The organism is Sphingobium yanoikuyae, from assembly GCF_013001025.1.
GTDB classification, from domain to species: domain Bacteria; phylum Pseudomonadota; class Alphaproteobacteria; order Sphingomonadales; family Sphingomonadaceae; genus Sphingobium; species Sphingobium yanoikuyae_A.
The window spans coordinates 2,068,113-2,092,726 of sequence record NZ_CP053021.1; the positions used below are offsets into that span (position 1 = coordinate 2,068,113).

The window sequence follows — 24,614 nt, forward strand, 5'->3', positions numbered from 1 at the left end:
ACCAGAAGGAGAACGAGAATGGCCTATAGCGGAAGCTGCCATTGCGGCGCCGTCACCTTCACCGTCGATGCCGATCCGCCCAGCGAGGCGATGAGCTGCAACTGCTCCCATTGCGGCCGCAAGGGCTTCGTCCTGACCTTCGTTCCCGTCGATCAGTTCCGCCTCGACAGCGGCGCTGAGCAATTGACCGACTATCTCTTCTACAAGCACGCCATCACGCATCAATTCTGCAAGACCTGCGGGACGGAAGCCTTCGCGCTCGGCAAGTCGCCCCAGGGTGAAATGCGCGCGATCAACCTGCGCTGCGTGCCTGCGATCGATATTGAAGCACTGACCATCCAGAAGGTTGACGGAGCGCGCTTCTAACTCTGACTTTGCTCTGTCACGCGACGCCCCTATATGGGCGCTTTCGCGCGTCCGGCGCGACCACAGTTATGGAGCAGTTGAATTGAGCAAGGTTCTGGTCATCGGCGCAGGCGGCGTCGGGTCTGTCGCGGTCCACAAGATGGCGATGAACCCTGATATTTTCAGCCACATCACGCTGGCCAGCCGCCGCCTCATCAGTTGCGAGAAGGTCGCCGAATCGGTCAAGAAGCTGGTCGGCGTGGATATCGACGTGGCCCAGGTCGACGCCGACAATGTCGAAGAGACCATCGCCCTCATCCAGAAGGTCCAGCCCAAGCTGGTCGTGAACCTGGCGCTGCCCTATCAGGATCTGGCGATCATGGACGCGTGCCTCGCAACCAAGACCGACTATCTCGACACCGCCAATTACGAACCGCGCGACACCGCCAAGTTCGAATATAGCTGGCAGTGGGCCTATCAGGAACGCTTCAAGGAAGCCGGCATCATGGCGCTGCTGGGTTCGGGCTTCGATCCGGGCGTCACCAGCGTGTTCACCAGCTACATCAAGAAGCATCTGCTCGACACGATCGACACGCTCGACATTCTCGACTGCAATGGCGGCGACCATGGCCAGCATTTCGCCACCAACTTCAATCCGGAAATCAACATCCGTGAAGTGACCGCTCCGTCGCGTCACTGGCTGAACGGCGAATGGGTCGAAGGCCCTGCGCTCAGCCACAAGCAGGTGTTCGACTTCGACCAGGTCGGCGAAAAGAACATGTACCTCATGTATCATGAGGAACTGGAAAGCCTCGCCACCCACTATCCCGAAATCAAGCGCATCCGCTTCTGGATGACCTTCGGCGACGCGTATCTCAAGCATCTCGAAGTGCTGCAGAATGTCGGCATGACCCGGATCGATCCGGTCATCTATAATGGTCAGGAAATCATTCCGCTCCAGTTCCTGAAGGCCGTTCTGCCCGAACCGTCGAGCCTGGGTTCGACCACCAAGGGCAAGACCAATATCGGCGACATTGCGACCGGCCAGAAGGATGGTCAGGAAAAGACCGTCTATATCTATCAGGTCTGCGACCATGAGGACGCCTATGCCGAAACCGGCAACCAGGCGGTCAGCTACACCACCGGCGTGCCGGCGATGATCGGCGCCGCCATGATGTTGACCGGCGCCTGGAAGGGTGAAGGTGTGTTCAACATCGAGCAGTTCGATCCCGATCCCTTCATGGACATGCTGAACAAGCACGGCCTGCCCTGGCAGGTGAAGGAACTGGACGCGCCGCTGGCCTTCTGACGATCCGAAAGGATCGAAGAACATCGTCATTCCCGCAACCCGAAGGGCGACCGAAGGTCAACGCGGGAACCCATCTCCGGACTTGGCGTCTGGGGATGGGGTGGGAGATGGATCCCCGCCTGCGCGGGGATGACGGAGTGGGCTGGAATGCGAAACCCCATGTGGGCCGTTCTGGCCCTTTCTCTATTGGTTCCTGCCGCATCGGCGCAGCAGTCCGCCGATCCCTACGCCCCGGCCAAGGCCATCGTCGCCGACGTCAACCGGATTGTGACGCCGAACGGCGTGCAGGAAAATCTGGTCGTGACCTTGGGCGGCGCACGGCAGGCGATCAATGTGCGGGGCGCCGATCGCGCCAATCCGATCCTCCTCTATGTCCATGGCGGCCCCGGCGCGGTGGAAATGCCCTTCGCCTGGTCGTTCCAGCGGCCATGGGAGGATTTCTTTACCGTCGTCCAGTGGGACCAGCGCGGCGCAGGCAAAAGCTATGCGCTCAACGATCCCAAGGCGCTCGCGCCGACCATGACGCTGGATCGCTATCGTGACGATGCGATCGAACTGATCGATTATCTCAAGGCTCGCTATGGCAAGCGCAAGGTCTTCCTGCTCGGCCATAGCTGGGGCTCGGCGGTCGGCCTATCGGTCGCAATCAAGCGCCCCGACCTGCTCTACGCCTACGTCGGCATGGGGCAGGCGATCGACTTCCGCGCCGGCGAACGCATGGGCATGGACTGGACCATCGCGCAGGCCAAGAAGGCCGGCAACACCGATGCCGTAAAGGCGATAGAGGCGCTCACCCCCTATCCCGACAGCGGGCCGTTCACGATCGACAAGGCGGACGGCTGGCGCCGCTACGCCATTCCCTATGGCTCGCTGATGGCCGACCGGCCCGACCCGACGCTCTATTTCCAGACGCCGCGCCTGTCGCCCGACTATACGCCCGAAGACCGCAAGGCCTGGGGCACGGGCAGCGAATTTTCGACCACTACCCTGTGGCCGCGCGTCGCCGATGTCAGCTTCGCCAAGGTCCACGAGATGAAGCTGCCGGTCATCATGCTGCTCGGCCGCACCGACTATACCGTACCCTCGCCGCTCGCCGCGCAGTGGATGGACCGGTTGAAAGCCCCCGCCAAGAAGACCATCTGGTTCGAGCATTCGGCCCATATGCCGATGGTCGAGGAACCCGGCCTGGTCCTCAAGGCCCTGATCAACGATGTCCGCCCGCTGGCGGATCAGGAGTAATAATTTCATGGAAACCAAGGCTGGCGATCCCGCCGCTTTCGCCCATTTCGACTTGTACCGCGTCCCATCCCCCGCCTTCGTCGTCGATGAAGCGGCGGTGCGACGCAACCTGTCGGTGCTGCGCGATATCGGCGACCGCGCCGGCATCAAGGTGCTGGGCGCGCTCAAGGCCTTTTCCATGTGGTCGCTGGGCGGCGTGCTGGGCGAATATCTCGACGGCGTCTGCGCCTCGGGCATCTATGAAGCGCGCCTTGGCCGCGAAGAATATCAGGGCGAGGTCGCAACCTATTGCGCCGCCTACAAGCCCGACGATCTGGCCGAAATCCTCAAGATTTCCGACCATGTGATCTTCAACAGCCCCGGCCAGATCGCCCGGATGAAGCCGGTGATCGATGCCGCCCGCGCCGACGGTCGCGTCTTCGACATCGGCCTGCGCATCAACCCCCTCCACCCGGAGGGCGAGGTGCCCAAATATGACCCCTCGCAGCCGCACAGCCGCCTGGGCTTCCCGGTCGACCAGTTGCGCGCAGAGCATCTGGACGGGGTGGCCGGCCTCCACGTCCACAATCTGTGCGAACAGGATTTCCTGCCGCTCCAGCGCACCTGGTCGGCGATCGAGCCGTTCGTTATGCCCCATGTCGCCGGCCTCAAATGGCTGAACTTCGGCGGTGGCCACCATGTCACCCGCGCCGACTACCAGATCGACGAGCTGATCGCCTTCCTTCAGGCGATCAAGGCGCAGACGGGCCTTGAACTCTATATCGAGCCGGGCGAGGCGATGGCGCTCGATGCCGGCATCCTGGTCGGCGAGATCCTTGACGTGATCGACAATGGCATGCCCGTCGCCATCACCGACATCAGCGCCACCTGCCACATGCCCGACGTGATCGAGGCACCCTATCGCCCCGCCATGCTGCATGAGCAGGAAGGCGGCCCGGTCACGCGCCTGGGCGGTCCATCCTGCCTGGCGGGTGATATCATCGGCGATTATCGGGTGCCCGGCGGCGCCGAACCCGGCGCCCGCATCGCCTTCCTGGACCAGGCCCATTATTCGATGGTGAAGACCAACACCTTCAACGGCGTGCCCCTGCCCGCCATCTGGCTGTGGAATTCCGCGAGCGATGAACTCCGGGAAATCCGCAGCTTTTCCTATGCGGATTTCAAGGGCCGGCTGTCCTGATTCCATTCCTGTTTCTGCCCGGCCGGGCGTGTGAATTTCCACGTTAATTCCGTGGAAACTATCTTTCGTCCGGCCGAAATATCCTGTCTTTTCAACAGCCCATCCAGCATGACGCACGTTTCATAGCAGGCTGCGCAACAAAATTTTCATATGCGCTTTACAGGGGGGACCCCACCGCATATATCGGCCGCTCGCTGCCCCATGGGACTTCCACCGCAAGGCAGCTTTTTCGCCCTGAACTACACTGGAGGTCCCTTGAGTTGCACAAGCATCATAGCGCGCTGGGGGTAGCGACCGCCCTCACACCGGCAGCACCGGTAACGCTGATCCGTCCCGAAGCCGCAGCTCGGGCCGCCCGTTTCTTCACTGAGAAGTTTCCGGGTCGCTCGCTCTATGCAGTCAAGGCGAATCCGTCTCCTGATCTGATCCGTACGCTTTTCGATTCGGGCATCACGCATTTCGACGTGGCTTCAATTGCCGAAGTGCGTCTCGTTGCCGAAACGCTCGAAGGCAAGGCCAAGCTCTGCTTCATGCACCCGGTCAAGGCCGAGGAAGCAATCGCAGAAGCTTACCATGTCCATGGCGTGCGCACCTTCTCGCTCGACACGATCGACGAGCTGGAAAAGATCATGCGCGCCACCGGTGATGCGACCGATCTGGAGCTGTGCGTGCGCCTGCGCGTTTCGTCCGAACATTCGGAACTCAGCCTAGCGTCGAAGTTCGGCGCGGAGCTGGGCGAGACCCGCGAACTGCTGATGGCAACCCGTCAGGCTGCCGATGCGCTGGGCATCTGCTTCCATGTCGGCAGCCAGGCGATGAGCCCCCAGGCCTATAGCGATGCGATCGAGCGCGTGCGCGCCGCGATCGTCGATGCGGCCGTCACGGTCGACATCATCGATGTCGGCGGCGGCTTCCCGTCCATATATCCGGGCATGGAGCCGGTCGCGCTCGAAAATTATTTCGAGGCGATCCACCGCGGCTTCGAAAGCCTGCCGGTCAGCTACTCGTCGGAACTGTGGTGTGAACCCGGCCGCGCGCTGTCGGCGGAATATAGCTCGATCATCGTGCGCGTCGAACGCCGCCGTGGCCAGGAACTCTACATCAACGACGGCGCTTATGGCGCGCTGTTCGATGCCGCGCATATCGGCTGGCGCTTCCCCGTCGCCCTTCTGCGCGAGGATGAGAGCGAGGAAGAGCTGGAAGGCTTCTCCTTCTATGGCCCGACCTGCGATGACATGGACCATATGGTCGGCCCGTTCATGCTCCCGGCGGACGTGAAGGTCGGCGACTATATCGAGATCGGCATGCTCGGCGCCTATGGCGCGGCAATGCGCACCGGCTTCAACGGCTTCACGTCGGAATCGACGATCGAAGTGTCGGACGAGCCGATGGCCAGCCTCTATGCCGAAACGCTGCCGGCCCGTCGTCGCGCAACTGTCATCAAGCTCGGTTAAGACGGGCACCGCTCCCCTTTAGGAGAGGATGCCCGTCCAACGGCCCGCATAGGCCGAGGATCGAACGAAAGACTATATCCCTCGCTGCCGCCCCCTCGCAGCGAGGGATTTTCTTTGGGGCATTTTACCCCTCCACGACGGTGTGAACTTCGTAGGAAATCGCTCAGGGGCGCCGGAAAATCCCGACCAGTTCGACATGGGTGGACCAGCGGAACTGGCCGACCGGCATGACGCTGTCGAGCACATAGCCACCCGCCACCAGATGCGCGGCGTCGCGGGCGAAGCTGCCCGGATTGCACGAGACATAGGCGATCAGCGGCACGGTCGACTGCGCCAATTGCATCGCCTGCTCACGCGCACCCGCACGGGGCGGATCGATCACCACGGCAGCAAAGCGGTTCAGTTCCTCCAGCGTCAGCGGACGGCGGAACAGGTCGCGATGATCCGCCACCATGCGCCGCTGCGCGCGATGGCCGGCGAGTTTCAGCGACAACACCAGATCGCGCGCACCCTCCGCCGCATAGACCGGCCGATTGGCGCCGATCGCCAGCGCAAAGGTGCCAAGACCGCAGAACAGGTCGGCGACCGCGCCGGTCGCGGGCAACGCATCCTGCACTGCCTTGACCAGCGCCGCCTCGCCATCCGGCGTCGCCTGCAGGAAGGAATAGGGAGGGAAGCCCACCGCTACGCCTCCAAAGCTGACGGTTACCGGCTCCGGCTCCCAGCGCGTCTCCGGGCCATCGCCCTGGTCGATGGTCAGCCGCGCCAGAGAGTGTCCGCAGGCAAAATCACCCAGCGCCTCGTCCGCCGCCAGCCCCTCGACCTTCACGCCTTCCAGCAACAGGTCGACGCCCTGATCGGTCAGCGACATGCGCACATGCGCGGCGCGCTTGTCGGGCAGGCAGGTCAGCAGCATCGTCCGCAGCGGCGCGATCAGCGCGAACAGGCGCGGATCGAGGATCTCGCACATCGTCAGATCGACCAGCACATGGCTACCCTGCTCCGCAAAGCCGATGGTGATCCGCTTGCCCTGCCGCGAGGCGCGCAGCGAGGCGCGGCGACGCGTGCGCGGTGGCGAAACATGGGCCGGCAGCACCGTCTGCGGCACCACGCCCTGCCCGGCCAGCGCACCGGTCACGCGGGCGCTGACGAAATCAGCGAGGCTCGGCTCGTCAATCTGCTGCAGCTCGCAGCCACCGCAGCCGGGAAAATGGACGCAGGGCGCGTCGACATGGTGCGGGCCGGCGATGATGCTGCCGTCGGCAGCGATCCGGTCGCCCGGCGCTACCAGTGCGAAATGCCGCCCATCGGCGGTGACGCCATCGCCCTTGGCGGCGATGCGGAGGATGAGATCATTATCTTGGGTCACAGCCGCGAGCCGATAGCGGCTGGAAGCGCGGCAAGCAAATCATCCGCGACAAACGCCGCCCCGGCCCGGCGCGCAGCCTCCCCATGCAGCCACACCGCCTCGCACGCTGCACGAAACGGATCGCCGGTCACGGCCAGTCGCCCGGCCGCCAGGCCAGCCAGCACATCGCCCGTGCCGGCGGTGGACAGCCAGGTCGAAGCGCTCCGCGCCACGGCTACCCGGCCATCCGGCGCGGCGATCACGCTATCCGCGCCCTTATAGACGACAACCGACCTTGTCATGCGCGCGCCGGCCAGCGCCCGGTCGATCTTGCTGCCCGGCAGATCGCCGAAAAGCCGGACGAATTCGCCCTCATGCGGGGTGAGGACCGATCCGGCCGGGACATGGCTCTCAGCTTTGCCGGACAACAACGTCAGTGCATCGGCGTCCAGCACCAGCGGCCGCCCGCATGCCAGCGCAACATCAAGCCCCGCCTGCGCCCCATCCTCCCGACCCAATCCCGGACCGACCAGCACGGCCGCCAGCCGAGGGTCGGAAAGAGCATCGCTCAGGACAGTGACATCCTCAATCTGCTGATGAACGATGGCGTGCGGCCCAGACTCGCATGGCGAAGCGTCATAGCGCCTCACCATGCCGGCACCGGAATGGGCCGCCGCGGCTGCCGCCAGCGCCGCCGCGCCCGGCATAAGACCGCCGACAACGCCGACCAGACCTCGGCTATATTTATGCGCAGCGGCGACAGGCGCGCGAAGCTGCGGCGGTGCGAGCGCATGCACATCCTGCGGCATGGCGAGGCCGATGTCCGCCCGCACCAACTTTCCCATGAGGCTGGCCGCCGGCTGCAACAGATGCGCGGACTTGAACGCGCCCAATGCGATCGTCACGTCGAACTTCGGCACCGCCGACAATAGCTGGCCGTCATCCGTCCCCACGCCGCTCGGCAGGTCTATCGCATAGCTGTGATTGGCATGCGCCACCAATGCGCCCAAGCGTTCCGCTACCGCCGCATCCAGGCCGCGCGTCAGCCCCGTGCCGAACAGCGCGTCGACCAGTTGTGCCGCCGGCGCGGCATCCGCCAGCGCCTCTACCGGGCCGTCCCATAATGCCCTGGCCCGCTGGGCCGATGCGGTTCGGCTGTCCCCCAGGGAGGCGACCCGCGCCGGCACGCCCAGTTCGCGCAATATACGGGCAATAACAAAACCATCACCGCCGTTGTTTCCAGGACCACAGAGGATCAGCGCGTCCCGTCGATGCCCGGCACGCCAGATGATCTGCGCCGCCGCCGCACCGGCTCGTTCCATCAGTTCATAGGGATGGACGCCAGCATCGAACGCCGCCTGCTCGGCCGCGCTCATGGCTGCTGCCGTCAATATCGGGTCGAGTGCCATCAATTCGGCTTGGCCGCCACAGTAGCGGGCAGCCGATACTGGTCGGCACCGATCGCCACTTCGACCAGTCCCTTGCCGATAATGGTGAGCTTTGCCTCCTCGGCGCCATCGGCCGAAACCAGGCCACGCCCGTCCTGCACGATCCTTAGCCGCCGGAACCCGCCGTCGGGATGACGCAGGGTCAGCAGGCCGCCCTCGCGTTCGACGCCACATTCTCGCGACCAATCGCCCTTGCCGATAGCGCAGTCGATCAAGTTGTCGTCATCGGCGATCGCCCCGCTCCCGCCGCCCTTGCCGTCACATCCCGCCAAGGCCAGCCCCGCCAGCATCAGTGCGCCAGACAATCGCAGCCCCATCAGAACATCCCCTTTCGACATCCTCTATGGCCCGGCGCGCCAGGCCCGACCATCAACTCAGCCGGTTACGGCATTCCAGCACGATCGGCCCGAGCAGATCGGCAAAGCGGCGCTGCCCGGCAGCATCGCCAACCAGATCCTGCCGCATCTCGATCCCCAGATAGGGGATGCCATTGCCTTCCGCATGGCGGTTCATGGTCGCGTTGAGCAATTGCCCCGAATAGGGCAGTTGGTCGCCTACATTCAGCCCCGCCGCCTCCAGCATCGGAATGGCGATCCGCGCCGCCCGATCATCCTGATTATAGAGAATGCCGATGTCCCAGGGCCGCTGCTGCGCCGGATCGCTCGCCAGGCGCGGCGTGAAACTATGCATGGACAGGATGAAGGGTGACGTCATGCCGCCAAGCATGGCCGCCACCTGATGATGATAGGGATGATGGAAGCGGCGCATCCGTTCGGCCAGATCGGCGTCGCGATTACCCGGAATGGCATGGCCGTCACTCATCACCGACAGCAGGCCGGGCGCATCCTCTTCACGATTGAGGTCGATGACCAGGCGGGAGATGCCGGCCAGGATCGCCGAGCAGTTCAGTTGCGCCGCGAGCAACTGGCTGACCTCCGCCACACCTATGTCGATCGCGATATGTTCGCGAAGCAGCGCCGGATCGATGCCCAGGTCGATATCGTCGGGGACATGGGCCGAGGCATGATCGACGATGATCAGCAGGTCGAGATCGCCCTCGCGCACGGTGGTGAAGGCTTCGCTCATGATGTCCTGATCCTCGTTTCCATCACCCACCAATCCGGATGATCGCGGCGCAGGGCCGCCGCGGCCTGCGCCATGGCCTGCCCGTCATCGAACAGCGCAAAACAGGTCGCGCCCGATCCGGACATGCGCACCAGCCGGGGAGCTTGCGCCTGCAACGCCTGCAGCACATCACCGATCACCGGCGCCAACAGCCGGGCCGGCGCCTCCAGATCATTGCGGCCGGAACGCGCAAGCCCGTCAATATCCAGCGCGTCGAGCGGGCCGCGATCGATCCTGTCCCAGCCGGCAAAGACCGATGCCGTCGACACGCCGACCCTCGGATTGACCAGCAGCATCGGCCGGCACGATAGGTCATCCAGCGCCTGCGCCTCCAGCAGTTCGCCACGGCCGCGCACCAACTGCGTGGTACTGGCCAAGCAGGCCGGCACGTCCGAGCCAAGCAACAGGGATAATTGCTGTAATACAGTATCTTCTACCGCGAAGTTCCAGAGACGCGTCAGCAATCGCAGCGTCGCGGCGGCGTCCGCCGAGCCACCACCAATGCCGGATGCAACCGGCAGTCGCTTGTCGAGCCGAATATCGGCGCCGACCGTTACCCCTGTGGCCGCCTGAAGGCGCCGCGCCGCTCGCATGACCAGATTGTCATCGTCGCCGCTCAGGCCCGCGCTGCAAGAGCCTTCCACGGCGAGCGTGATGACGCCGTCGTCGCGCTGCCGGGCATGGAGAATATCCCCATCCTCGGCAAAGACGAACAGGCTTTCCAGCGCATGATAGCCATCCGCGCGGCGCTCGCGCACGTGCAAAGCCAAATTGACTTTTGCGTAAGCAATTTCAGTTAGTTGTCCGGATATATTCACAGGATTTCGATACAATATCAGGGCGCTGCATATTCGGGTTTCAGCCCTTCGCGGGCCTTGGCGTCAAGCCGATTGGCGACATCCCCCTCCGCGAAGACCGCCGCTGCGCGCCAGGCGTAGCGCGCTTCATAGCGGCGACCGGCGGTCCACAATGCGTCGCCCAGATGTTCGTTGATCGTGGCATCACCGGGCGCTCCGGCTGCGGCGCGTTCCAGCACCGGGACTGCGCCCTTGACGTCCCCGGTCACGAACTTGGCCCAGCCAAGCGAGTCCGTGATCGACGCATCCTGCGGCTTGAGCGCGCTCGCCTTTTTCAGCAGGTCGAGCGCCACATCGACATTCTGCCGCCGTTCGATCTGGGCATAGCCAAGATAATTGAGGATGACCGGTTCATTCGGGGCCATGACGGCCGCTTTTTCGAGCACCGCGCGGGCCTCGTCCCACCGCTTGCCCTGTTCCAGCGCGCTGCCTTCGAACAGCAGCAGCGCCCAAGGCAGGCTGTCAGCCGAATAGCCCGCCTGCGCACGATGGAAAGCCGACGCAGCGCCGTCGAAATCTCCCGAATCCGCCAGCAATCGTCCAAGTCTTACAAGGCGTTCCGGCTCGGCATTGGGAGCCGATGCTAGGCTTTGCGCCAGTGCAATCGCACCGTCGCGATCCCCCGAGGCCGCCAGTGCCTCGACCAGTTCCGCCTGGGCGAGCGCGCCATACCAGCCAGTGACTGGCAGCTTGCGCGCTTCCGCCGCCGCATAATTGGCGAGATCACCCGCCACCAGCAGTTTCGCCGCCACCAGATGCGGCTCGGCAGCGGCCGGATCGGCAAAGGTCGCGATCCGCGCCAGGCGAATGCCCAGCGCCGTGCCTGTTTCATCGGACGCGATGTCGACCGCGAGGCGGGCCAACAATTGCGCAAAGCCCTGCTTGGGTGTGAAGGGCGCGGCAATCGCTCCCGGCACCTTGCCGCGGACAACGTCCGTACGGGCCTTGGCGAAGCTCGCCTCATCGGCGGGCAGCAGGGCCAGGGCATCCGCCTTCGCCCGGCGCCCGGCCAGTTGCGCGGCGAAGGTCAGGCGCAGCGCTTCGTCGTCCGTCACGCGCAAGGCCAAAGCACGGCGCATCGCGCCAATGGCCTCTTCCTTGTCACCCCGTGCCATGGCCTGCAACGCCAGATGCTCGTCGAGATAGCGGGCGCCCAGCGCCCCGAACTTGTCCTTGCTGTCGATGACGGGCGCCACATAGCGGCGCTGGCCCAGCGATATCCAGCTTTGCACGATCGGGGCGAGGAAGGAGAAATTGCCCTCCTCCACCAAGCGATCGGTGAAGGTCTGCGCCGTCGCCCAATCCTTGCGGCCCAATGCGTCGCAAATCCGCAGCAAGGTGCCGTCCCGCGGCAGCATGCCGCCCTCATCCAGCAACGCGGCCGATTGCAATGCCAGCGGCATGTCGCCGCTTTCCAGTGCCTGGACATAGGAACGGCGGGCAATGGCGAGGCTGGTCGGGTCGCCGGCGAGGGCCACACGATAGCTGTCGACCGCAACGCCCAGCGCGCCTTCACCATCGGCAAGGCGCGCGCGGGCGTAGGCATGCAAGGCCATATCGGGATCGACCGATGCGCCGGCCACAGCCGGCAGCATCAGCAACAGTCCTGGAATCAGGCCCCTACATGTTCGGATAATTCGGTCCTCCGCCGCCCTCGGGCACGACCCAGTTGATATTCTGGGTCGGGTCCTTGATGTCGCATGTCTTGCAGTGGACGCAATTCTGCGCGTTGATCTGGAAGCGAGGCTCCCCTTCATCCAGACCGACCACTTCATAGACACCGGCAGGACAATAACGCTGAGCCGGCTCGTCATAAAGGGGCAGATTGTAGGAAATGGGGACCGACGGATCCTTCAACTGCAGATGGACCGGCTGGTCCTCCTCATGATTGGTGTTCGACAGGAACACAGAGGACAGACGATCGAAACTGATCACGCCATCGGGCTTGGGATAGGCGATCTTCTCGCACTGGTCCTTGCGCCACAATTTCTCGCAATCGGGCTTGTGCTTCATGGTGAAAGGCAGGCCGATCTTGAGCGTGCGCATCCACATGTCGATGCCGGCCAGCAGCGTGCCGATGGTGTTGCCGAACTTGGCCAGCAGCGGCTCGGCATTCTTCACCAGTTTCAGTTCGTCCGCGATCCAGCAGGAACGCAGCCGATCCTCATAATCGTGCAGCACGTCGCGCGCGCGCTCGTCCTGGATCGCCTCGAACGCGGCCTCGGCGGCCAGCATGCCCGACTTCATCGCGGTATGGCTGCCCTTGATGCGCGGCACATTGACGAATCCGGCCGAGCAACCGATCAGCGCGCCACCGGGGAAGACCAGCTTGGGGATCGACTGCCAGCCGCCCTCGTTGATCGCGCGCGCGCCATAGGAAACGCGGCGGCCGCCCTCCAGAAACTTGCGGATTTCCGGATGCTGCTTCCAGCGCTGGAATTCCTCGAACGGATAGAGGTGCGGGTTGCGATAGCCCAGGCCCACGACGAAGCCGAGCGCAACCTGGCCATTGGCCTGATGATAGAGAAAACCACCGCCATATGCGTCAGTTAGCGGCCATCCCTGCGTATGGATGACAAGACCCGACTGATGCTTGGCGGGATCGATGTCCCACAATTCCTTCATCCCCAGGCCATAGACCTGCGGCTCGCAATCGGCCTCCAGGTCAAACTGGCGCTTGAGGATCTTGGTCAGGTGGCCGCGCGCGCCCTCCGCAAAGAAGGTATATTTGGCGTGCAGTTCCAGGCCTGGCTGATAGTCCGCCTTGCGCTCGCCATCACGGGCGATGCCCATGTCGCCGGTCGCGACGCCCTTCACGCTGCCATCCTCATTGTAGAGGATTTCGGCGGCGGCGAAGCCGGGGAAGATTTCGACGCCCAGCCCCTCGGCCTGCTCGGCCAGCCAGCGGCACAAATTGCCCAGCGATCCGGTATAGGTGCCCTTGTTGTGCATCCAGCCCGGCGTCATGATGTGCGGCATCGCCATCTTGCCAGCCTTGGACAAGACCCAATGCTGATTGTCGGTGACCGGAACATCGGCCATCGGGCAGCCCTGTTCCTTCCAGTCGGGGATCAGCTCATCCAGCGCCCTGGGATCGACCACCGCGCCCGACAGGATATGGGCGCCGATTTCCGACCCCTTTTCCAGCACGCAGACGGCCAGTTCCTGCCCGGCGGCATTGGCCAGTTGCTTCAGCCGGATTGCTGCAGACAGGCCAGCCGGTCCCCCACCGACGATGACGATGTCATAGGGCATCGAATCCCGTTCGCTCATAATCCCTCCATAAAGGCGCCCGCCAGCACATGTCCGGCCATCCGGTCGCCTTATTACTCCAACGTTTTGACATTCCACGCGATGAAGATTCTTGACCCTCGCGTCAACCTCTGGCCCAAGGGCATCGTGATGCGGGGATTAGAGCGGGACTTTGGAGCCGCAGCGCCTGACGCCTATCTGGCGTGGTGGTCGCTGGCGGGGGTGGATGGCGCCGTAGCGGAAGCTCCAGTCAACTGGTTGCGGCCGCAGCCGACGCGCGCACAGCTGGCCGAGCAGGCTGCGAAGGCCTTTGCTCCGCCGCCGCCCGAAAAACCCAAGACGCTCGACGCCTATCTCGAATGGCTTGCCAGTGATTCGGCCCAGCCCGAACGCAAATGGCCCGGCACCCCGATCCTGCCGACCGGCCCGGCCGAAGCATCGCTGATGGTCATCACCGACATGCCCGACATGGCAGATGCCGGCGCGGGCCATTTGTTCGCCGATCGCGCCGGCACTCTGTTCGACGCCATGATGCGAGCCATCGGCCTGCGCCGTGACGATATCTGCCTAGCCTCACTGTTCACCGTCCGCCCCGCCGGCGGCATGGTGGAGGCAAGCGATCTGGCTCATGTCGCCGATCGCATCAGGCTCCATGTCCATCTCGCTGCGCCGCGCCGCCTGCTCCTGTTGGGCGATCGGACGGCCCGTGCGCTGCTTCCGACCGATGGCGCCGACCGGCCCGCCGGTTTACACCCCTTTAACCATGATGGCGGCACTGTGCCCGCCATTGCCACATTCCATCCGCGCCTGCTGCTCAGCCAGCCCGCGGCCAAGGCGGAATGCTGGCGCGCCCTGCAAAGCCTGATTGAGGAAGACCGCCCGTGATTCGCGTTGCAACCCGCATTTCCAGCCTTGCCCTGCTCAGCATGAGCGCGGCGCTGGCGATCCCGGCCGGCGCCAAGGCGGCCGAAACCCTCCCCCTCTTGCCGAACAGCGCCGCCGCCGCCACGCCGCTGCAGCTGTCCGATGGCGACAAGGCGCGCTACAATGCCATCTTCGCCGCCCTGCGTGACCAGAAATGGTCGGATGCCAAGGCGATGATCCTGGCACTCGACCCGCAGGATGCGGTCCGTCCGCTCGCCCTGTCAGAACTTTATCTTGCCAAGGGGTCGCCGCGTGTCGAGCTGTTCGACCTGCTCGACCTCGTCAACAAGGCAGCCTGGCTGCCCAAGGCCGACCAGCTTTCCCGCCTGGCGCAGAAGCGCGGCGCGACCATCCTGCCCGATCTGCCGCAGGTCCAGAAGCTGGTATGGCTGGGCTCAGCACCCCGCCGCCAATATGTCAGCGGCAGCAAGACGGACGTTCTGGCCCAGAGCCTGTCGGCCCAGATCCTGACCTTCATCAAGAATGATGATCCGGCCGGCGCGGAAGGCTTGCTCACCGCTGGCGAAGCGGGCCTGACGCCCGAAGGCCTGACCGAGGTGCGCCAGCGTGTCGCCTGGGCCTATTATATCGAAAGCGACGATCTCAACGCGCGCCGCATGGCTGCGCGTGCGCTCGAAACTCGTACCGGCGGCGACTGGACCGTGCAGGCACACTGGACCACGGGCCTGGCCGCCTGGCGCCAGAATGATTGCCGCGCTGCCGCCCCGGCCTTCGCCAATGTCGCCGCACTGGCGGGCGACGCCGACATGCGCGCGGCCGGCGCCTATTGGGCATCGCGCGCCTATATGGTCTGCGGCGAGGCCGAGAAGGTCGAGAATATGCTGAAGCTCGCGGCGCGATCCGACGAGACATTCTATGGCCTGCTCGCCCGCGAGAGCCTGGGCATGCCACTGGGCGGCGCGACCATGAACGCGCGTTTCAGCGACAATGACTGGCGCCAGCTCAAAGACAGCCCCAATGTCCGCAGCGCGATCGCGCTGGCCGATATTGGCGAGAATGGCCGCGCCGACGAGATTTTGCGCTATCAGGCGAAGCTTGGCGGCACGACCCAATATGATGCGCTGCTCCGCCTGGCCAGCGCGCTCAACCTGCCCGCAACCCAGCTCTGGCTCGCCCATAATGGCCCGGCCGGCAAGCAGCCCGACAGTTTCGCCCGCTTCCCGGCGCCGGCCTGGCGGCCGGACGGCGGCTGGCGTGTCGACCCGTCGCTGATCTACGCCCATACGCTGCAGGAATCCGGCTTCCGTTCGGACGTCGTCTCCAGCGCCGGCGCCCGCGGCCTGATGCAGGTCCGCCCCGGAACCGCCGGCGATGTCGGCCTGTCCAACGCATCGCAGCTGTTCGTGCCGTCCACCAACATGGAATATGGCCAGCGCTATCTGGAATCGCTCCGCGACATGAGCGCGACGGGCGGCCTGCTGCCCAAGGTGATGGCCGCCTATAATGCCGGCCCGCTGCCGGTCGAACGCTGGAACAGCGAGGTGAAGGACAAGGGCGATCCCCTGCTCTTCATCGAATCCCTGCCCTATTATGAAACCCGCGCCTATGTGAACATCGTCATGCGCAACTATTGGATGTACCAGATCCAGGCAAAGGGCGAGGCGGATTGCCTGACCGGTATGGCGCAGGGCATGTGGCCAACCTTTCCCAATGCCAAGGGCGTCAAGCTGGTGCGTCTCAGCAAGGCCGATGGCCGGGCGATGCTCGCCGGCGGATCGGACTGATGCCGATCGACGAGGGCCGGACCTTCCTGCCCGTCCGCATCGCCGTCCTGACCGTTTCCGACACCCGCACCTTGGCCGATGACCGGTCCGGCGACACGCTGGTCGAGCGCCTGACCGGCGCAGGTCATGTCCTGGCCGACCGGCTGATCGTTATCGATGATCGCCGCGCCATCGTCGCGCGCCTTCAAGCCTGGATCGACGATCCGCAGGTCGATGTGATCCTGACCACTGGCGGCACCGGCGTCACCGGCCGGGACGTCACGCCCGAGGCACTGGCCCAGGTGCAGGACAAGGAAATTCCCGGTTTCGGCGAACTCTTCCGGTGGCTCAGCTATCAGTCGATCGGCACCTCGACCATCCAGTCGCGCGCCACCGCCTGCGTCGCGCGCGGCACCTATATCTTCGCCCTGCCCGGCTCGACCGGCGCGGTCCGCGACGCCTGGGACGGCATTCTCGCCAGCCAGCTCGACAGCCGGTTCCGCCCCTGCAATTTCGTCGAACTGATGCCGCGCCTCACCGAGCGCTGAGCGGCTGTTTGGAAAATCGCAAAAGGGCGATTTTTCGTTACGGTTCCGGCCCGCGCCCCTTCACTTCTTGAGCGTGGGCGCCGGGTTCTCCTTGAAGAATTTGCTGAGTTCGCCGAGCATCACTGACCACCAGTCGACCACGTCGGCGAAATTCTCCTGGTTGAGACCGCCGATCGTGCTGACGTCATAGGACACGTCCAGCGTCTTGTCGTCGGCCAGCGACATCTGGATGAAGCGCTTGGACTGGTTCCACTTGTTCGCCAGCTCGACCGTGTTGCCGCCATCATCCGCGAAATTGATACCGAACTGCAACGAGTTGCAGTCCTTCATCTCTTCGCAGCCATAGAAATAGATGGTGAAATTATAGCCGCTGGCAGCGCTCTCGATCATCGGATTGCCGGTTGACTTGCTCTTGGTCAGCGCCGCCTTGTAACCTGCCGCCTGCAACGCATCGGCCACCGACTGGGGTCGGCTGGCGCAGACCATATTTGCGGCACAATCCGTCGTCGGCGTCGCGGCATCGGCCGCGCCTGCCATCATCATCAGAGCCGGAACAAGCCACCAGGCACGCATGATATTTCCCCCTGCTTTCTAGGGGGCAGCCATGACGCGTCCGAAGCGGCCTTGTCAATGAGTTCATGATATGTTCTTATTTCAAGATGGCGATTATTCCCGGACGCGGCGCAACGCACAACCAGGCAAGCAGCCGGTTCAACCTGGCCGCGCGCGAGGCGGACGGCGACTGGCTCGACGCCGTGGAAGCGATCGACGGACCGGCCCAGAAACTGCGCACCAGCGTCTCGCTGATCACGCCGCGTACGATCATCTCGCGCAACACGTCGCCCGACATCGCCTTCTCCCAGTCGATCAACGCCTATGCCGGCTGCGAGCATGGCTGCATCTATTGCTTTGCCCGGCCGACCCACGCCTATCATGATCTGTCGCCGGGGCTGGATTTCGAAACACGCCTGTTCGCCAAGCCGGACGCGGCGGCGCTGCTGCGCAAGGAACTGGCGCGCGGTAATTACAGCGTCTCGCCCATCGCCATGGGCACGAATACCGATCCCTATCAGCCGATCGAGAAGGATTGGGAGATCACGCGCCAATTGCTGGAGGTGATGGTGGAATGCCGCCATCCGGTCTTCATCACCACCAAGTCCGACCGCATCCTGCGCGACATCGACCTGCTTGCCGATCTGGCGCGCGACAATCTGGTCGCGGTGATGATTTCGGTCACCTCGCTTGATCCCAAGGTCGCCCGTACGCTGGAGCCGCGCGCGCCCCATCCCGAACGGCGGATCGCCGCGATCGCTCGCCTGACTGAAGCCGGTGTGCCGGTATCGGCCAACATGTCGCCGATCATCCCGGCAATCAACGACCATGAGATCGAACAGGTGGTGGCGCGGCTCGCCATGGCCGGCGCGCAGGACGTCAACTACATCCTGGTCCGCCTGCCGGATGAGGTCGCACCGTTGTTCCGCGCCTGGCTGGAAACCCATTATCCCGATCGCGCCGGCAAGGTGATGGCGATGATCCGGGACATTCGCGGCGGCCGCGACAATGATCCCGATTTCGGCAGCCGGATGCGCGGCCAGGGCGTCTGGGCCGACCTGACCCGCGCCCGCTTCACCAAGGCCCGCCGCAAGGCCAATCTGGGCCAGGCGCGAATCAGCGTCCGCACCGATCTGTTCCGGCCGCCCGAGGGTGCCCAGATGCAGCTCTTCTAAGCGCCCCTAAATCTCGACCTGGCTACCCAGTTCGACCACGCGATTGGTCGGCAGACGGAAGAACTCCATCGCACTTTCCGCGTTGCGGAGCATCCAGGCGAAGATCTTCTCGCGCCACAGCGGCATGCCGGGATTGGCCGAAGGCAGCAGCGTCTGGCGCGCCAGGAAGAAGCTGGTGTCCATCATCTTGAACGCCTGGCCACAACCGGTGACATTCTTGAGCGCGGCCGGAACATCCGGCTCCTGCATGAAGCCATATTGCAGCACCAGACGGAAGAAGCCGCGCCCCAGATCCTCCAGCTTGCACCGGCCGTCATCCTCGACCACCGGCACATCCTTGATCTTGACCGTCAACAGGATCACCCTCTCATGCAGCACCTTGTTGTGCTTGAGATTATGCAGCAGCGCATGCGGCACGCCATCGGGCGTCGAGGTCATGAAGACAGCGGTGCCCGGCACGCGCACCGCGCTGTTGGCGGCCGAAGCCACGAATACCGGGATCGGCATCGCTGCCTCGCGCAGCCGTTCCTGCACCAGCCGGCGCCCACGAGACCAGGTGGTCAGCAAGGTGAAGACGACGAAGCCGATCAGCAGCGGGAACCAGCCGCCGTCGGGCACCTTGGTCAGATTGGCCGCCAGATAGGCGCCATCGACCAGGTAGAAGACGGCAAGCAGCGGCGCGGCATAATACCATTTCCAGTGCCACAGGCGGTAAAGCACCACGGTCAGCAGCACATTGTCGATGAACATCGCACCGGTGACGGCAATGCCATAAGCCGCGGTCAGGTTGGACGAGGTCTTGAAAACCAGCACCAGCAGGATGACCATCACCATCAGCCCCCAGTTGATCAGGGGAATGTAGATCTGGCCGGCCGTCGAGGCGCTGGTATGCTCGATCCGCAGACGCGGCATGAAGCCGAGTTGGATCGCCTGCTGTGTGACCGAGAAAGCGCCGGATATCACGGCCTGCGAGGCGATGATCGCCGCCAGCGTGGCAAGGCCGATCAGCGGCAACTGCATCCATTGCGGCGCGAGATTGTAGAAGGGGCTGTGCAGCGCCGCAGCGCCCTCACGGAAGAGCAGTGCGCCCTGCCCCATATAGTTGAGCATCAGCGCCGGCAGCACGAAGATCAGCCAGGAGACGCGGATCGGGCTGCGGCCGAAATGGCCCATATCGGCATAGAGCGCTTCGGCGCCCGTCACCGCCAGCACGACCGAGCCCAGCGCCAGGAAGGCGGGCAGCGGATCGGTGGCAAAGAACATCACCGCCCAATAGGGATTGAAGGCGTAGAGAATGCCCGGCGTCTTGACGATGCTGAGCACGCCAAGCGACGCGATCGTCACGAAATATATCAGCATGATCGGCCCGAACAGGGTCGCAACCTTGTTGGTCCCCAGGCCCTGGATCCAGAACAGGCCGAGCAGGATCAGCACCGCAACCGGCAGGATCGCCGGCGCCAGATTGGCATTATAGACCGCCAGGCCTTCCACCGCCGACAGCACGGAAACCGCCGGCGTGATCATCGAATCGCCGTAGAAGAGAGCCGTCGCGAACACGCCCAGCAGCACGATGCCACGCGACCAGCGCTGCGTCTTGGTCTGGCCGTTGATCAGCGCCAGCAGCGCCAGGCTACCGCCCTCGCCCTTATTGTCGGCGCGCATGATGATGCTGACATATTTGAGCGTCACGACCAGCATCATCGACCAGAACATCAGGCTGATGACGCCCAATATATGGTCGGGATCAAGGTCAAGATGATGGTGCCCCGCAAAAGTTTCGCGGAAGGCGTAGAGCGGGCTGGTGCCGATATCGCCGAAGACGATACCGATCGCGCCGACGACCAGCTTGGCCGTGGCTTTCTGGCGGGCATGGCCATGCCCATCCTGCTCGCCGTCTTCGGGGACGGCGACCGCGCTGTCATCAGCCATGAAGGAAATGCTCGATCATCAATATCATGTCGCAACCCTTGCCAGGGCAATTCTCATTCCAAGGACGGAGCCCAGCAAACCGCCGGCCCCTACCATGGGCACAGGGTTCACGCAATGATCGCCCCGATGCGGATCATCGCGAAGCCGCATCCATCGCCAACATGGCATCGATACGCGCGATATTCGCCTGCAGTTCCGCCTTGATCTTGCTGCCTTCGGGCGCCGATTGCGCCAGCGGCAACCATTGTTTGCGCGCCGCGTCCAACTGCCCGGCCTGGGCGAGGGCGAGGCCATAGAAATAGCGCGGCGCCGGCCCTTCCGGGTCCAGCCGCAACGCCTGCCGATAGGCATAGTCGGCCGCCGGCGCGACCACGCCATCGGCATGCGCAACCAGCGCATTCCCCATGCCGAGCCACAGATTGGCGTCGTCCGGCGCCTGCTTGAGGCCGGAGAGCAGGATGTTGGCTGCCTCCTTGGTCAGGCCGCGCCGCCCGTAGGAATCCGACATGATCAGCCATTGGCCGGCCGGGCCATAGCGCTCCGCCAGGCTGCGGCGTCGCTCCGCGAGCTTCTCGTCGAACTGCGCTTCCTTCTCAGCCGCGACCTGTCGCGGCGCGCCGGCTAGGCCGGGATGCCCCTGCCAGGCATAGCCCGCGAGCCCGACCAGCAAAGCCGCCGCAACAATCTCCCGCGTCACGCGCGGAATGCGCCCGATGAAGCAGAGCGCCGCCATGGCAAGGATGGCGATGCCGAAAGCAATGATCCAGCCCGTCATGCCCGCGGTCTCCGCTTGATCCGTCCGCGCATCAACAATAGCCCCAATGCAAGCAACACGATCGGCGCGGCCCATAACGGCCAGAGGATCGGCGCGGCCGTCGGCTCATAGCTGACCCAGTCGCCATAGCGCTCGATCAGCCAGCGCCTGATATGCTCAGGCTCCTCCCCCGACCTGATCCGCTCGCGTATCTCGGAGCGCATGTCGCCAGCCATGCTGGCGTTCGAATCGGCGATCGACTGGCTCTGGCAGGTCAGGCAGCGGATGGTTTCCATCAGCGCCTTCGCCTTGCGCTCCAGCGCCGGATCGTCGAGCTGCCGATCGGCATAGGGCGCGGGCGGCAGGGCGGTCTGCGCCTGAACCGGCGCTGCCAGCATCAACAGGAGAAGAGAAAGCAGCCCCCTCATCATTGTGCGTCCTTCAGCCGTTGCAGCAGCATCGGCACGTCATCGGCGCGGATGTCACCAATATGCTGATAGGCGATCCTGCCCCTGCCATCGATCACGAAGGTTTCCGGCACGCCCGACGAGCCCAGCGCGATCTGCACGCCACTGCGCGCATCCAGGCCGATCCGGCTATAGGGATTACCGTTGCGCGCCAGGAAGGCGTCGACATCGGGCCGGGCATCGCGGATCGCAATCGCGTCTATCGCCACCCCAGCCTGCTTGAGCGCCATCAGTTGCGGCGCCTCCGCCGCGCAGGGAATGCACCAGCTGGCAAAGATGTTGAGCAGGCGCGGCTTGCCATCCGCCAATTGCGTGCTGGCGAGCGCGGGACGATCGCTGGCAGCAGCCGGCAGGGTGAAGGCCGGCAAAGCCTGGCCAATCAGCTTGGAGGTGATGACGCGGTCATCCGGCTTGAACAGGCCGCTTGCGAACAGCGCGAAGAAGCCGAGGAACAGGACAAGCGGTAGCCAGATCAGCAGCTTCCTCATGCCATTGCCCTCCGCGCCCGCCATTTCATCAGCCAGCCGCGCCGCTCTCGTCCGACCAGCGCCAGCAGGCCGCCCAGCGCGATCATGATGCCGCCCAGCCAGATCAGCGTCACGAACGGCTTCCACCAGATCCGCATCTGCCAGCGGCCGGCATCGGCTTCCTGCCCCAGCACGACATAGAGCTGGCCATTCCACCGGGTCAGCAGCGCCGCTTCCGTCGTGGTCGTCGGCGGCGAGGCGAAGAAGCGCGATTGCGGATGGATCACGACCGCGCGGCCGCTGCGCTCCGCAATGACGTCCGCCTGCAACGCCGTCCAATTGTCGCCGGCAAGCGGCAGGATGCGCTGGAAGCGCAGCGTCCAGCCGGCCGTCTCGATGCTGTCGCCCGGCCGGACTGCCACCAGCTTCTCAACCGTGAACGCCGAATCGCAGGCCATGCCCGCCAGGCTGACGGCACAGCCCAGATGGGCGATCACCATGCCATAGGTAAAGAGCGGCGTGCGGCGCAGATTGCGCTTCCAGAGCGGCGCGAGCGATCCTACGCCCACGGCCAGCGCCACCACCAGCCCGCAATAGGGCAACAGCCCGATCCGGCCCCAGGCGAGCGCGCCGACCAGCACCACGGTCGCCAGTGCGACCGCCGCCGGAACAAGCATGCGCCCGGCCACGGCGCGCGCCTGATCCCGGCGCCAGCGGGTAAGCGGCCCTGCCGCCATGACGATCAGCAGGATGAGCGCAATCGGCCCGGCAATGCGATCGAAATAGGGCGCGCCGACCGACACCTTGTGCCCGAATGCTTCGGTCATCAGCGGGTAAAGCGTGCCGATCAGCACCAGCCCGAGGATCACCGAAAGCAACAGGTTGTTGACCACCAGGAAGGTTTCGCGGCTGACCAGTTCGAACGGCGCGCCCTCGCGCACCGTGCCGATCCGCCAGCCGAACAGAGCCAAGGCGCCGCCAATATAGAGCGCCAGCAAGGCCAGGATGAAGCTACCCCGCTCCGGATCGACAGCGAAGGCATGGACGCTGGTCAATATGCCCGACCGGACCAGGAAGGTGCCGACCATCGACATGGAGAAGGCAACGACGGCCAGCATCACCGTCCATGCGCGCAGCGCGTCGCGGGTCGCCAGCACGGTCACGCTGTGCAGCAGCGCGGTCGCCGCCAACCAGGGCATAAGCGACGCATTTTCGACCGGATCCCAGAACCACCAGCCGCCCCAGCCCAGCTCATAATAGGCCCAATAGCTGCCCGCGGTGATGCCAAGCGTCAGCATGACCCAGGCGGCCAGCACCCAGGGGCGCATGGCGCGGGCGAAGGCGGCGTCCACCTGCCGCGTCAGCAAGGCCCCGACCGCGAAGGAGAAGGCGACCGACAGACCGACATAGCCAAGATAGAGCGTCGGCGGATGGAAGGCGAGGCCGGGATCCTGCAGCAGCGGGTTGAGCCCCTGCCCGTCCGCCGGTGCCGGGGAAATGCGGGCGAAGGGATTGGAGGAGAAGAGCAGGAAGGCATAGAAACCGAGGCTGATCGCCGCCTGCGCCCCCAGCGTCGCCATATGCGCGTCGCGCTTCAACGCGCGCTCGAACAGGGCCACTGCGGCTCCAGCGACGCCCATTACCGTGACCCAGAGCAGCATCGACCCTTCATGATTGCCCCAGGTTCCGGCGAACTTGTAGAGCCAGGGCTTGGCCGAATGGCTGTTGGTCGCCACCAGCAGCACCGACATGTCGGACCGCAGGAACAGGCTGATCAGCGCGACAAAGGCGGCTGCCGTCAGCACGCCTTGCAAAACAGCGACAGGTCGGACGGCGCCCAGCACCTCGCCCTTGCCGCCCGCCAGCCCCATGCCGACCAGAAACAGCTGGAGCAGCGCGAGGACCGCGGCAAACCACAGGGCGGCAAGACCGGCTTCGGCGATCATGGCGCGGCCTTCATCTCATGCGTGGTTTCATTATAGGTCATGCCGTCCAGTTCGCGCGGCATGTAGCGCTCGTCATGCTTGGCCAGCAAATTGGTGGCGACGAACCGCCCCTGCCGGTCGAAAGCGCCTTCCGCCACGACACCGCTGCCTTCCTTGAACAGGTCGGGCGCGATGCCGCTGAAGGTCGCCGGCACAGTCGCCTTGCCGTCGGTCACGTCGAAATTGATCGTCACCCCATCGGCCGCGCGCTTGAGGCTACCCTTCACCACCATGCCACCAAGACGGATCGCCTTGCCGGGCTCCACACCCTTGGTCTTCACATCGTTTGGCGCGTAGAAATAGGCCGCTTCGTCCTTCAGCGCCGATACGGCGAGCAGCCCGGCGCCGATGATCGCCACCAGCGCTGCGAGCGCCAGGATCAGCCGTTGATGCTTGGCCTTCATGTCCGGTCAGACAGTCGTTCGGCCTGACGTTCCGCCGCCCGCATCGCGCGCCAGCTGGCGATGGTGACGATCGCCGTACCCACCGCCGTCACGGCATAGGCGGCGATCACGAAAGCCCATTGGTTCAT

The 24,614-nt window shown here is 64.5% G+C and carries 24 protein-coding genes; 9 read left to right on the top strand and 15 right to left on the bottom strand.

The genetic code is table 11. The features are described 5' to 3' along the window. The first annotated feature begins 18 nt into the window (after positions 1–18). The 5 genes from HH800_RS10235 to HH800_RS10255 all read left to right on the top strand — a co-directional run bounded on the left by HH800_RS10235 (position 19) and on the right by HH800_RS10255 (position 5,527). On the top strand, positions 19–366 hold the full coding sequence (locus HH800_RS10235) for a GFA family protein (RefSeq protein ID WP_169860989.1): 348 nt from the start codon (positions 19–21) through the stop codon (positions 364–366). 82 nt (positions 367–448) lie between these two features. After that, positions 449–1,654: a saccharopine dehydrogenase family protein gene (locus HH800_RS10240; RefSeq protein WP_169860990.1), complete on the top strand. Its 1,206-nt coding sequence runs from the start codon at positions 449–451 to the stop codon at positions 1,652–1,654. Between the two features lie 159 nt (positions 1,655–1,813). Next, positions 1,814–2,893, top strand: a complete 1,080-nt coding sequence (locus HH800_RS10245) for an alpha/beta fold hydrolase (RefSeq protein WP_169860991.1) — start codon at positions 1,814–1,816, stop codon at positions 2,891–2,893. 7 nt (positions 2,894–2,900) lie between these two features. Next, complete coding sequence (locus HH800_RS10250; RefSeq protein WP_169860992.1) at positions 2,901–4,073, top strand: carboxynorspermidine decarboxylase; 1,173 nt, start codon at positions 2,901–2,903, stop codon at positions 4,071–4,073. Positions 4,074–4,333: 260 nt separating this feature from the next. Further along, positions 4,334–5,527, top strand: coding sequence for a type III PLP-dependent enzyme (locus tag HH800_RS10255; protein ID WP_004207266.1), 1,194 nt, complete (start codon positions 4,334–4,336; stop codon positions 5,525–5,527). A gap of 163 nt (positions 5,528–5,690) precedes the next feature. On the opposite strand, the gene HH800_RS10260 is transcribed toward HH800_RS10255, so the two are convergent. The 7 genes from HH800_RS10260 to HH800_RS10290 are packed head-to-tail and all read right to left on the bottom strand — an operon-like array spanning position 5,691 to position 13,578. Next, positions 5,691–6,896: a class I SAM-dependent RNA methyltransferase gene (locus tag HH800_RS10260; protein ID WP_169860993.1), complete on the bottom strand. Its 1,206-nt coding sequence runs from the start codon at positions 6,894–6,896 to the stop codon at positions 5,691–5,693. Beyond that, a complete protein-coding gene (locus HH800_RS10265; RefSeq protein WP_169860994.1) occupies positions 6,893–8,284 on the bottom strand; it encodes an NAD(P)H-hydrate dehydratase in 1,392 nt (463 codons plus the stop codon). Before HH800_RS10265 ends, HH800_RS10260 begins: the two co-directional genes overlap by 4 nt. Beyond that, the gene (locus tag HH800_RS10270) at positions 8,284–8,640 is read right to left on the bottom strand and encodes a hypothetical protein (protein ID WP_169860995.1); all 357 of its coding nucleotides are present in this window, start codon (positions 8,638–8,640) and stop codon (positions 8,284–8,286) included. The genes HH800_RS10265 and HH800_RS10270 overlap by 1 nt, the downstream gene beginning before the upstream one ends. 52 nt (positions 8,641–8,692) lie before the next feature. Further along, positions 8,693–9,409, bottom strand: coding sequence for an N-formylglutamate amidohydrolase (locus HH800_RS10275; protein ID WP_169860996.1), 717 nt, complete (start codon positions 9,407–9,409; stop codon positions 8,693–8,695). Further along, on the bottom strand, positions 9,406–10,266 hold the full coding sequence (locus tag HH800_RS10280) for a 4-(cytidine 5'-diphospho)-2-C-methyl-D-erythritol kinase (RefSeq protein WP_268932923.1): 861 nt from the start codon (positions 10,264–10,266) through the stop codon (positions 9,406–9,408). Before HH800_RS10280 ends, HH800_RS10275 begins: the two co-directional genes overlap by 4 nt. Positions 10,267–10,283: 17 nt before the next feature. Further along, complete coding sequence (locus tag HH800_RS10285; protein WP_169860997.1) at positions 10,284–11,900, bottom strand: tetratricopeptide repeat protein; 1,617 nt, start codon at positions 11,898–11,900, stop codon at positions 10,284–10,286. Positions 11,901–11,925: 25 nt separating this feature from the next. Beyond that, a complete protein-coding gene (locus HH800_RS10290; RefSeq protein ID WP_169860998.1) occupies positions 11,926–13,578 on the bottom strand; it encodes an electron transfer flavoprotein-ubiquinone oxidoreductase in 1,653 nt (550 codons plus the stop codon). Between the two features lie 81 nt (positions 13,579–13,659). Between HH800_RS10290 and HH800_RS10295 the strand changes: the two genes are divergently transcribed. The 3 genes from HH800_RS10295 to moaB are packed head-to-tail and all read left to right on the top strand — an operon-like array spanning position 13,660 to position 16,753. Beyond that, the gene (locus HH800_RS10295) at positions 13,660–14,442 is read left to right on the top strand and encodes a uracil-DNA glycosylase family protein (RefSeq protein ID WP_169860999.1); all 783 of its coding nucleotides are present in this window, start codon (positions 13,660–13,662) and stop codon (positions 14,440–14,442) included. Then, positions 14,439–16,226 carry a lytic transglycosylase domain-containing protein gene (locus HH800_RS10300; protein ID WP_169861000.1) on the top strand — a complete coding sequence of 596 codons (1,788 nt, stop codon included), beginning with the start codon at positions 14,439–14,441 and terminating at the stop codon, positions 16,224–16,226. The genes HH800_RS10295 and HH800_RS10300 overlap by 4 nt, the downstream gene beginning before the upstream one ends. After that, positions 16,226–16,753, top strand: a complete 528-nt coding sequence (gene moaB / locus HH800_RS10305; RefSeq protein WP_169861001.1) for a molybdenum cofactor biosynthesis protein B — start codon at positions 16,226–16,228, stop codon at positions 16,751–16,753. The genes HH800_RS10300 and moaB overlap by 1 nt, the downstream gene beginning before the upstream one ends. A gap of 60 nt (positions 16,754–16,813) precedes the next feature. Here moaB and HH800_RS10310 read toward each other — a convergent pair whose 3' ends face one another. Further along, on the bottom strand, positions 16,814–17,326 hold the full coding sequence (locus tag HH800_RS10310; RefSeq protein WP_010337870.1) for a YbjN domain-containing protein: 513 nt from the start codon (positions 17,324–17,326) through the stop codon (positions 16,814–16,816). Between the two features lie 86 nt (positions 17,327–17,412). Here HH800_RS10310 and HH800_RS10315 point away from each other — a divergent pair, with 86 nt between their 5' ends. Then, positions 17,413–18,480, top strand: coding sequence for a PA0069 family radical SAM protein (locus tag HH800_RS10315; RefSeq protein ID WP_169861002.1), 1,068 nt, complete (start codon positions 17,413–17,415; stop codon positions 18,478–18,480). 6 nt (positions 18,481–18,486) lie between these two features. Here the strand turns inward: HH800_RS10315 and HH800_RS10320 are convergent, their stop codons facing one another. The 7 genes from HH800_RS10320 to ccmD form a co-directional block, all read right to left on the bottom strand. Further along, positions 18,487–20,409, bottom strand: coding sequence for a potassium transporter Kup (locus HH800_RS10320; RefSeq protein ID WP_125985953.1), 1,923 nt, complete (start codon positions 20,407–20,409; stop codon positions 18,487–18,489). Positions 20,410–20,542: 133 nt separating this feature from the next. Further along, the gene (locus HH800_RS10325) at positions 20,543–21,184 is read right to left on the bottom strand and encodes a tetratricopeptide repeat protein (RefSeq protein ID WP_169861003.1); all 642 of its coding nucleotides are present in this window, start codon (positions 21,182–21,184) and stop codon (positions 20,543–20,545) included. Next, entirely contained in the window at positions 21,181–21,591 is a 411-nt protein-coding gene (locus HH800_RS10330; RefSeq protein ID WP_169863295.1) for a cytochrome c-type biogenesis protein, read from the bottom strand. The genes HH800_RS10325 and HH800_RS10330 overlap by 4 nt, the downstream gene beginning before the upstream one ends. Then, on the bottom strand, positions 21,591–22,118 hold the full coding sequence (locus HH800_RS10335) for a redoxin family protein (RefSeq protein ID WP_235682084.1): 528 nt from the start codon (positions 22,116–22,118) through the stop codon (positions 21,591–21,593). Before HH800_RS10335 ends, HH800_RS10330 begins: the two co-directional genes overlap by 1 nt. After that, positions 22,115–24,043, bottom strand: coding sequence for a heme lyase CcmF/NrfE family subunit (locus tag HH800_RS10340; protein WP_169861004.1), 1,929 nt, complete (start codon positions 24,041–24,043; stop codon positions 22,115–22,117). Before HH800_RS10340 ends, HH800_RS10335 begins: the two co-directional genes overlap by 4 nt. After that, positions 24,040–24,486, bottom strand: coding sequence for a cytochrome c maturation protein CcmE (ccmE, locus tag HH800_RS10345; protein WP_004207285.1), 447 nt, complete (start codon positions 24,484–24,486; stop codon positions 24,040–24,042). Before ccmE ends, HH800_RS10340 begins: the two co-directional genes overlap by 4 nt. Further along, positions 24,483–24,614: a heme exporter protein CcmD gene (ccmD, locus tag HH800_RS10350; protein ID WP_010337862.1), complete on the bottom strand. Its 132-nt coding sequence runs from the start codon at positions 24,612–24,614 to the stop codon at positions 24,483–24,485. The genes ccmE and ccmD overlap by 4 nt, the downstream gene beginning before the upstream one ends.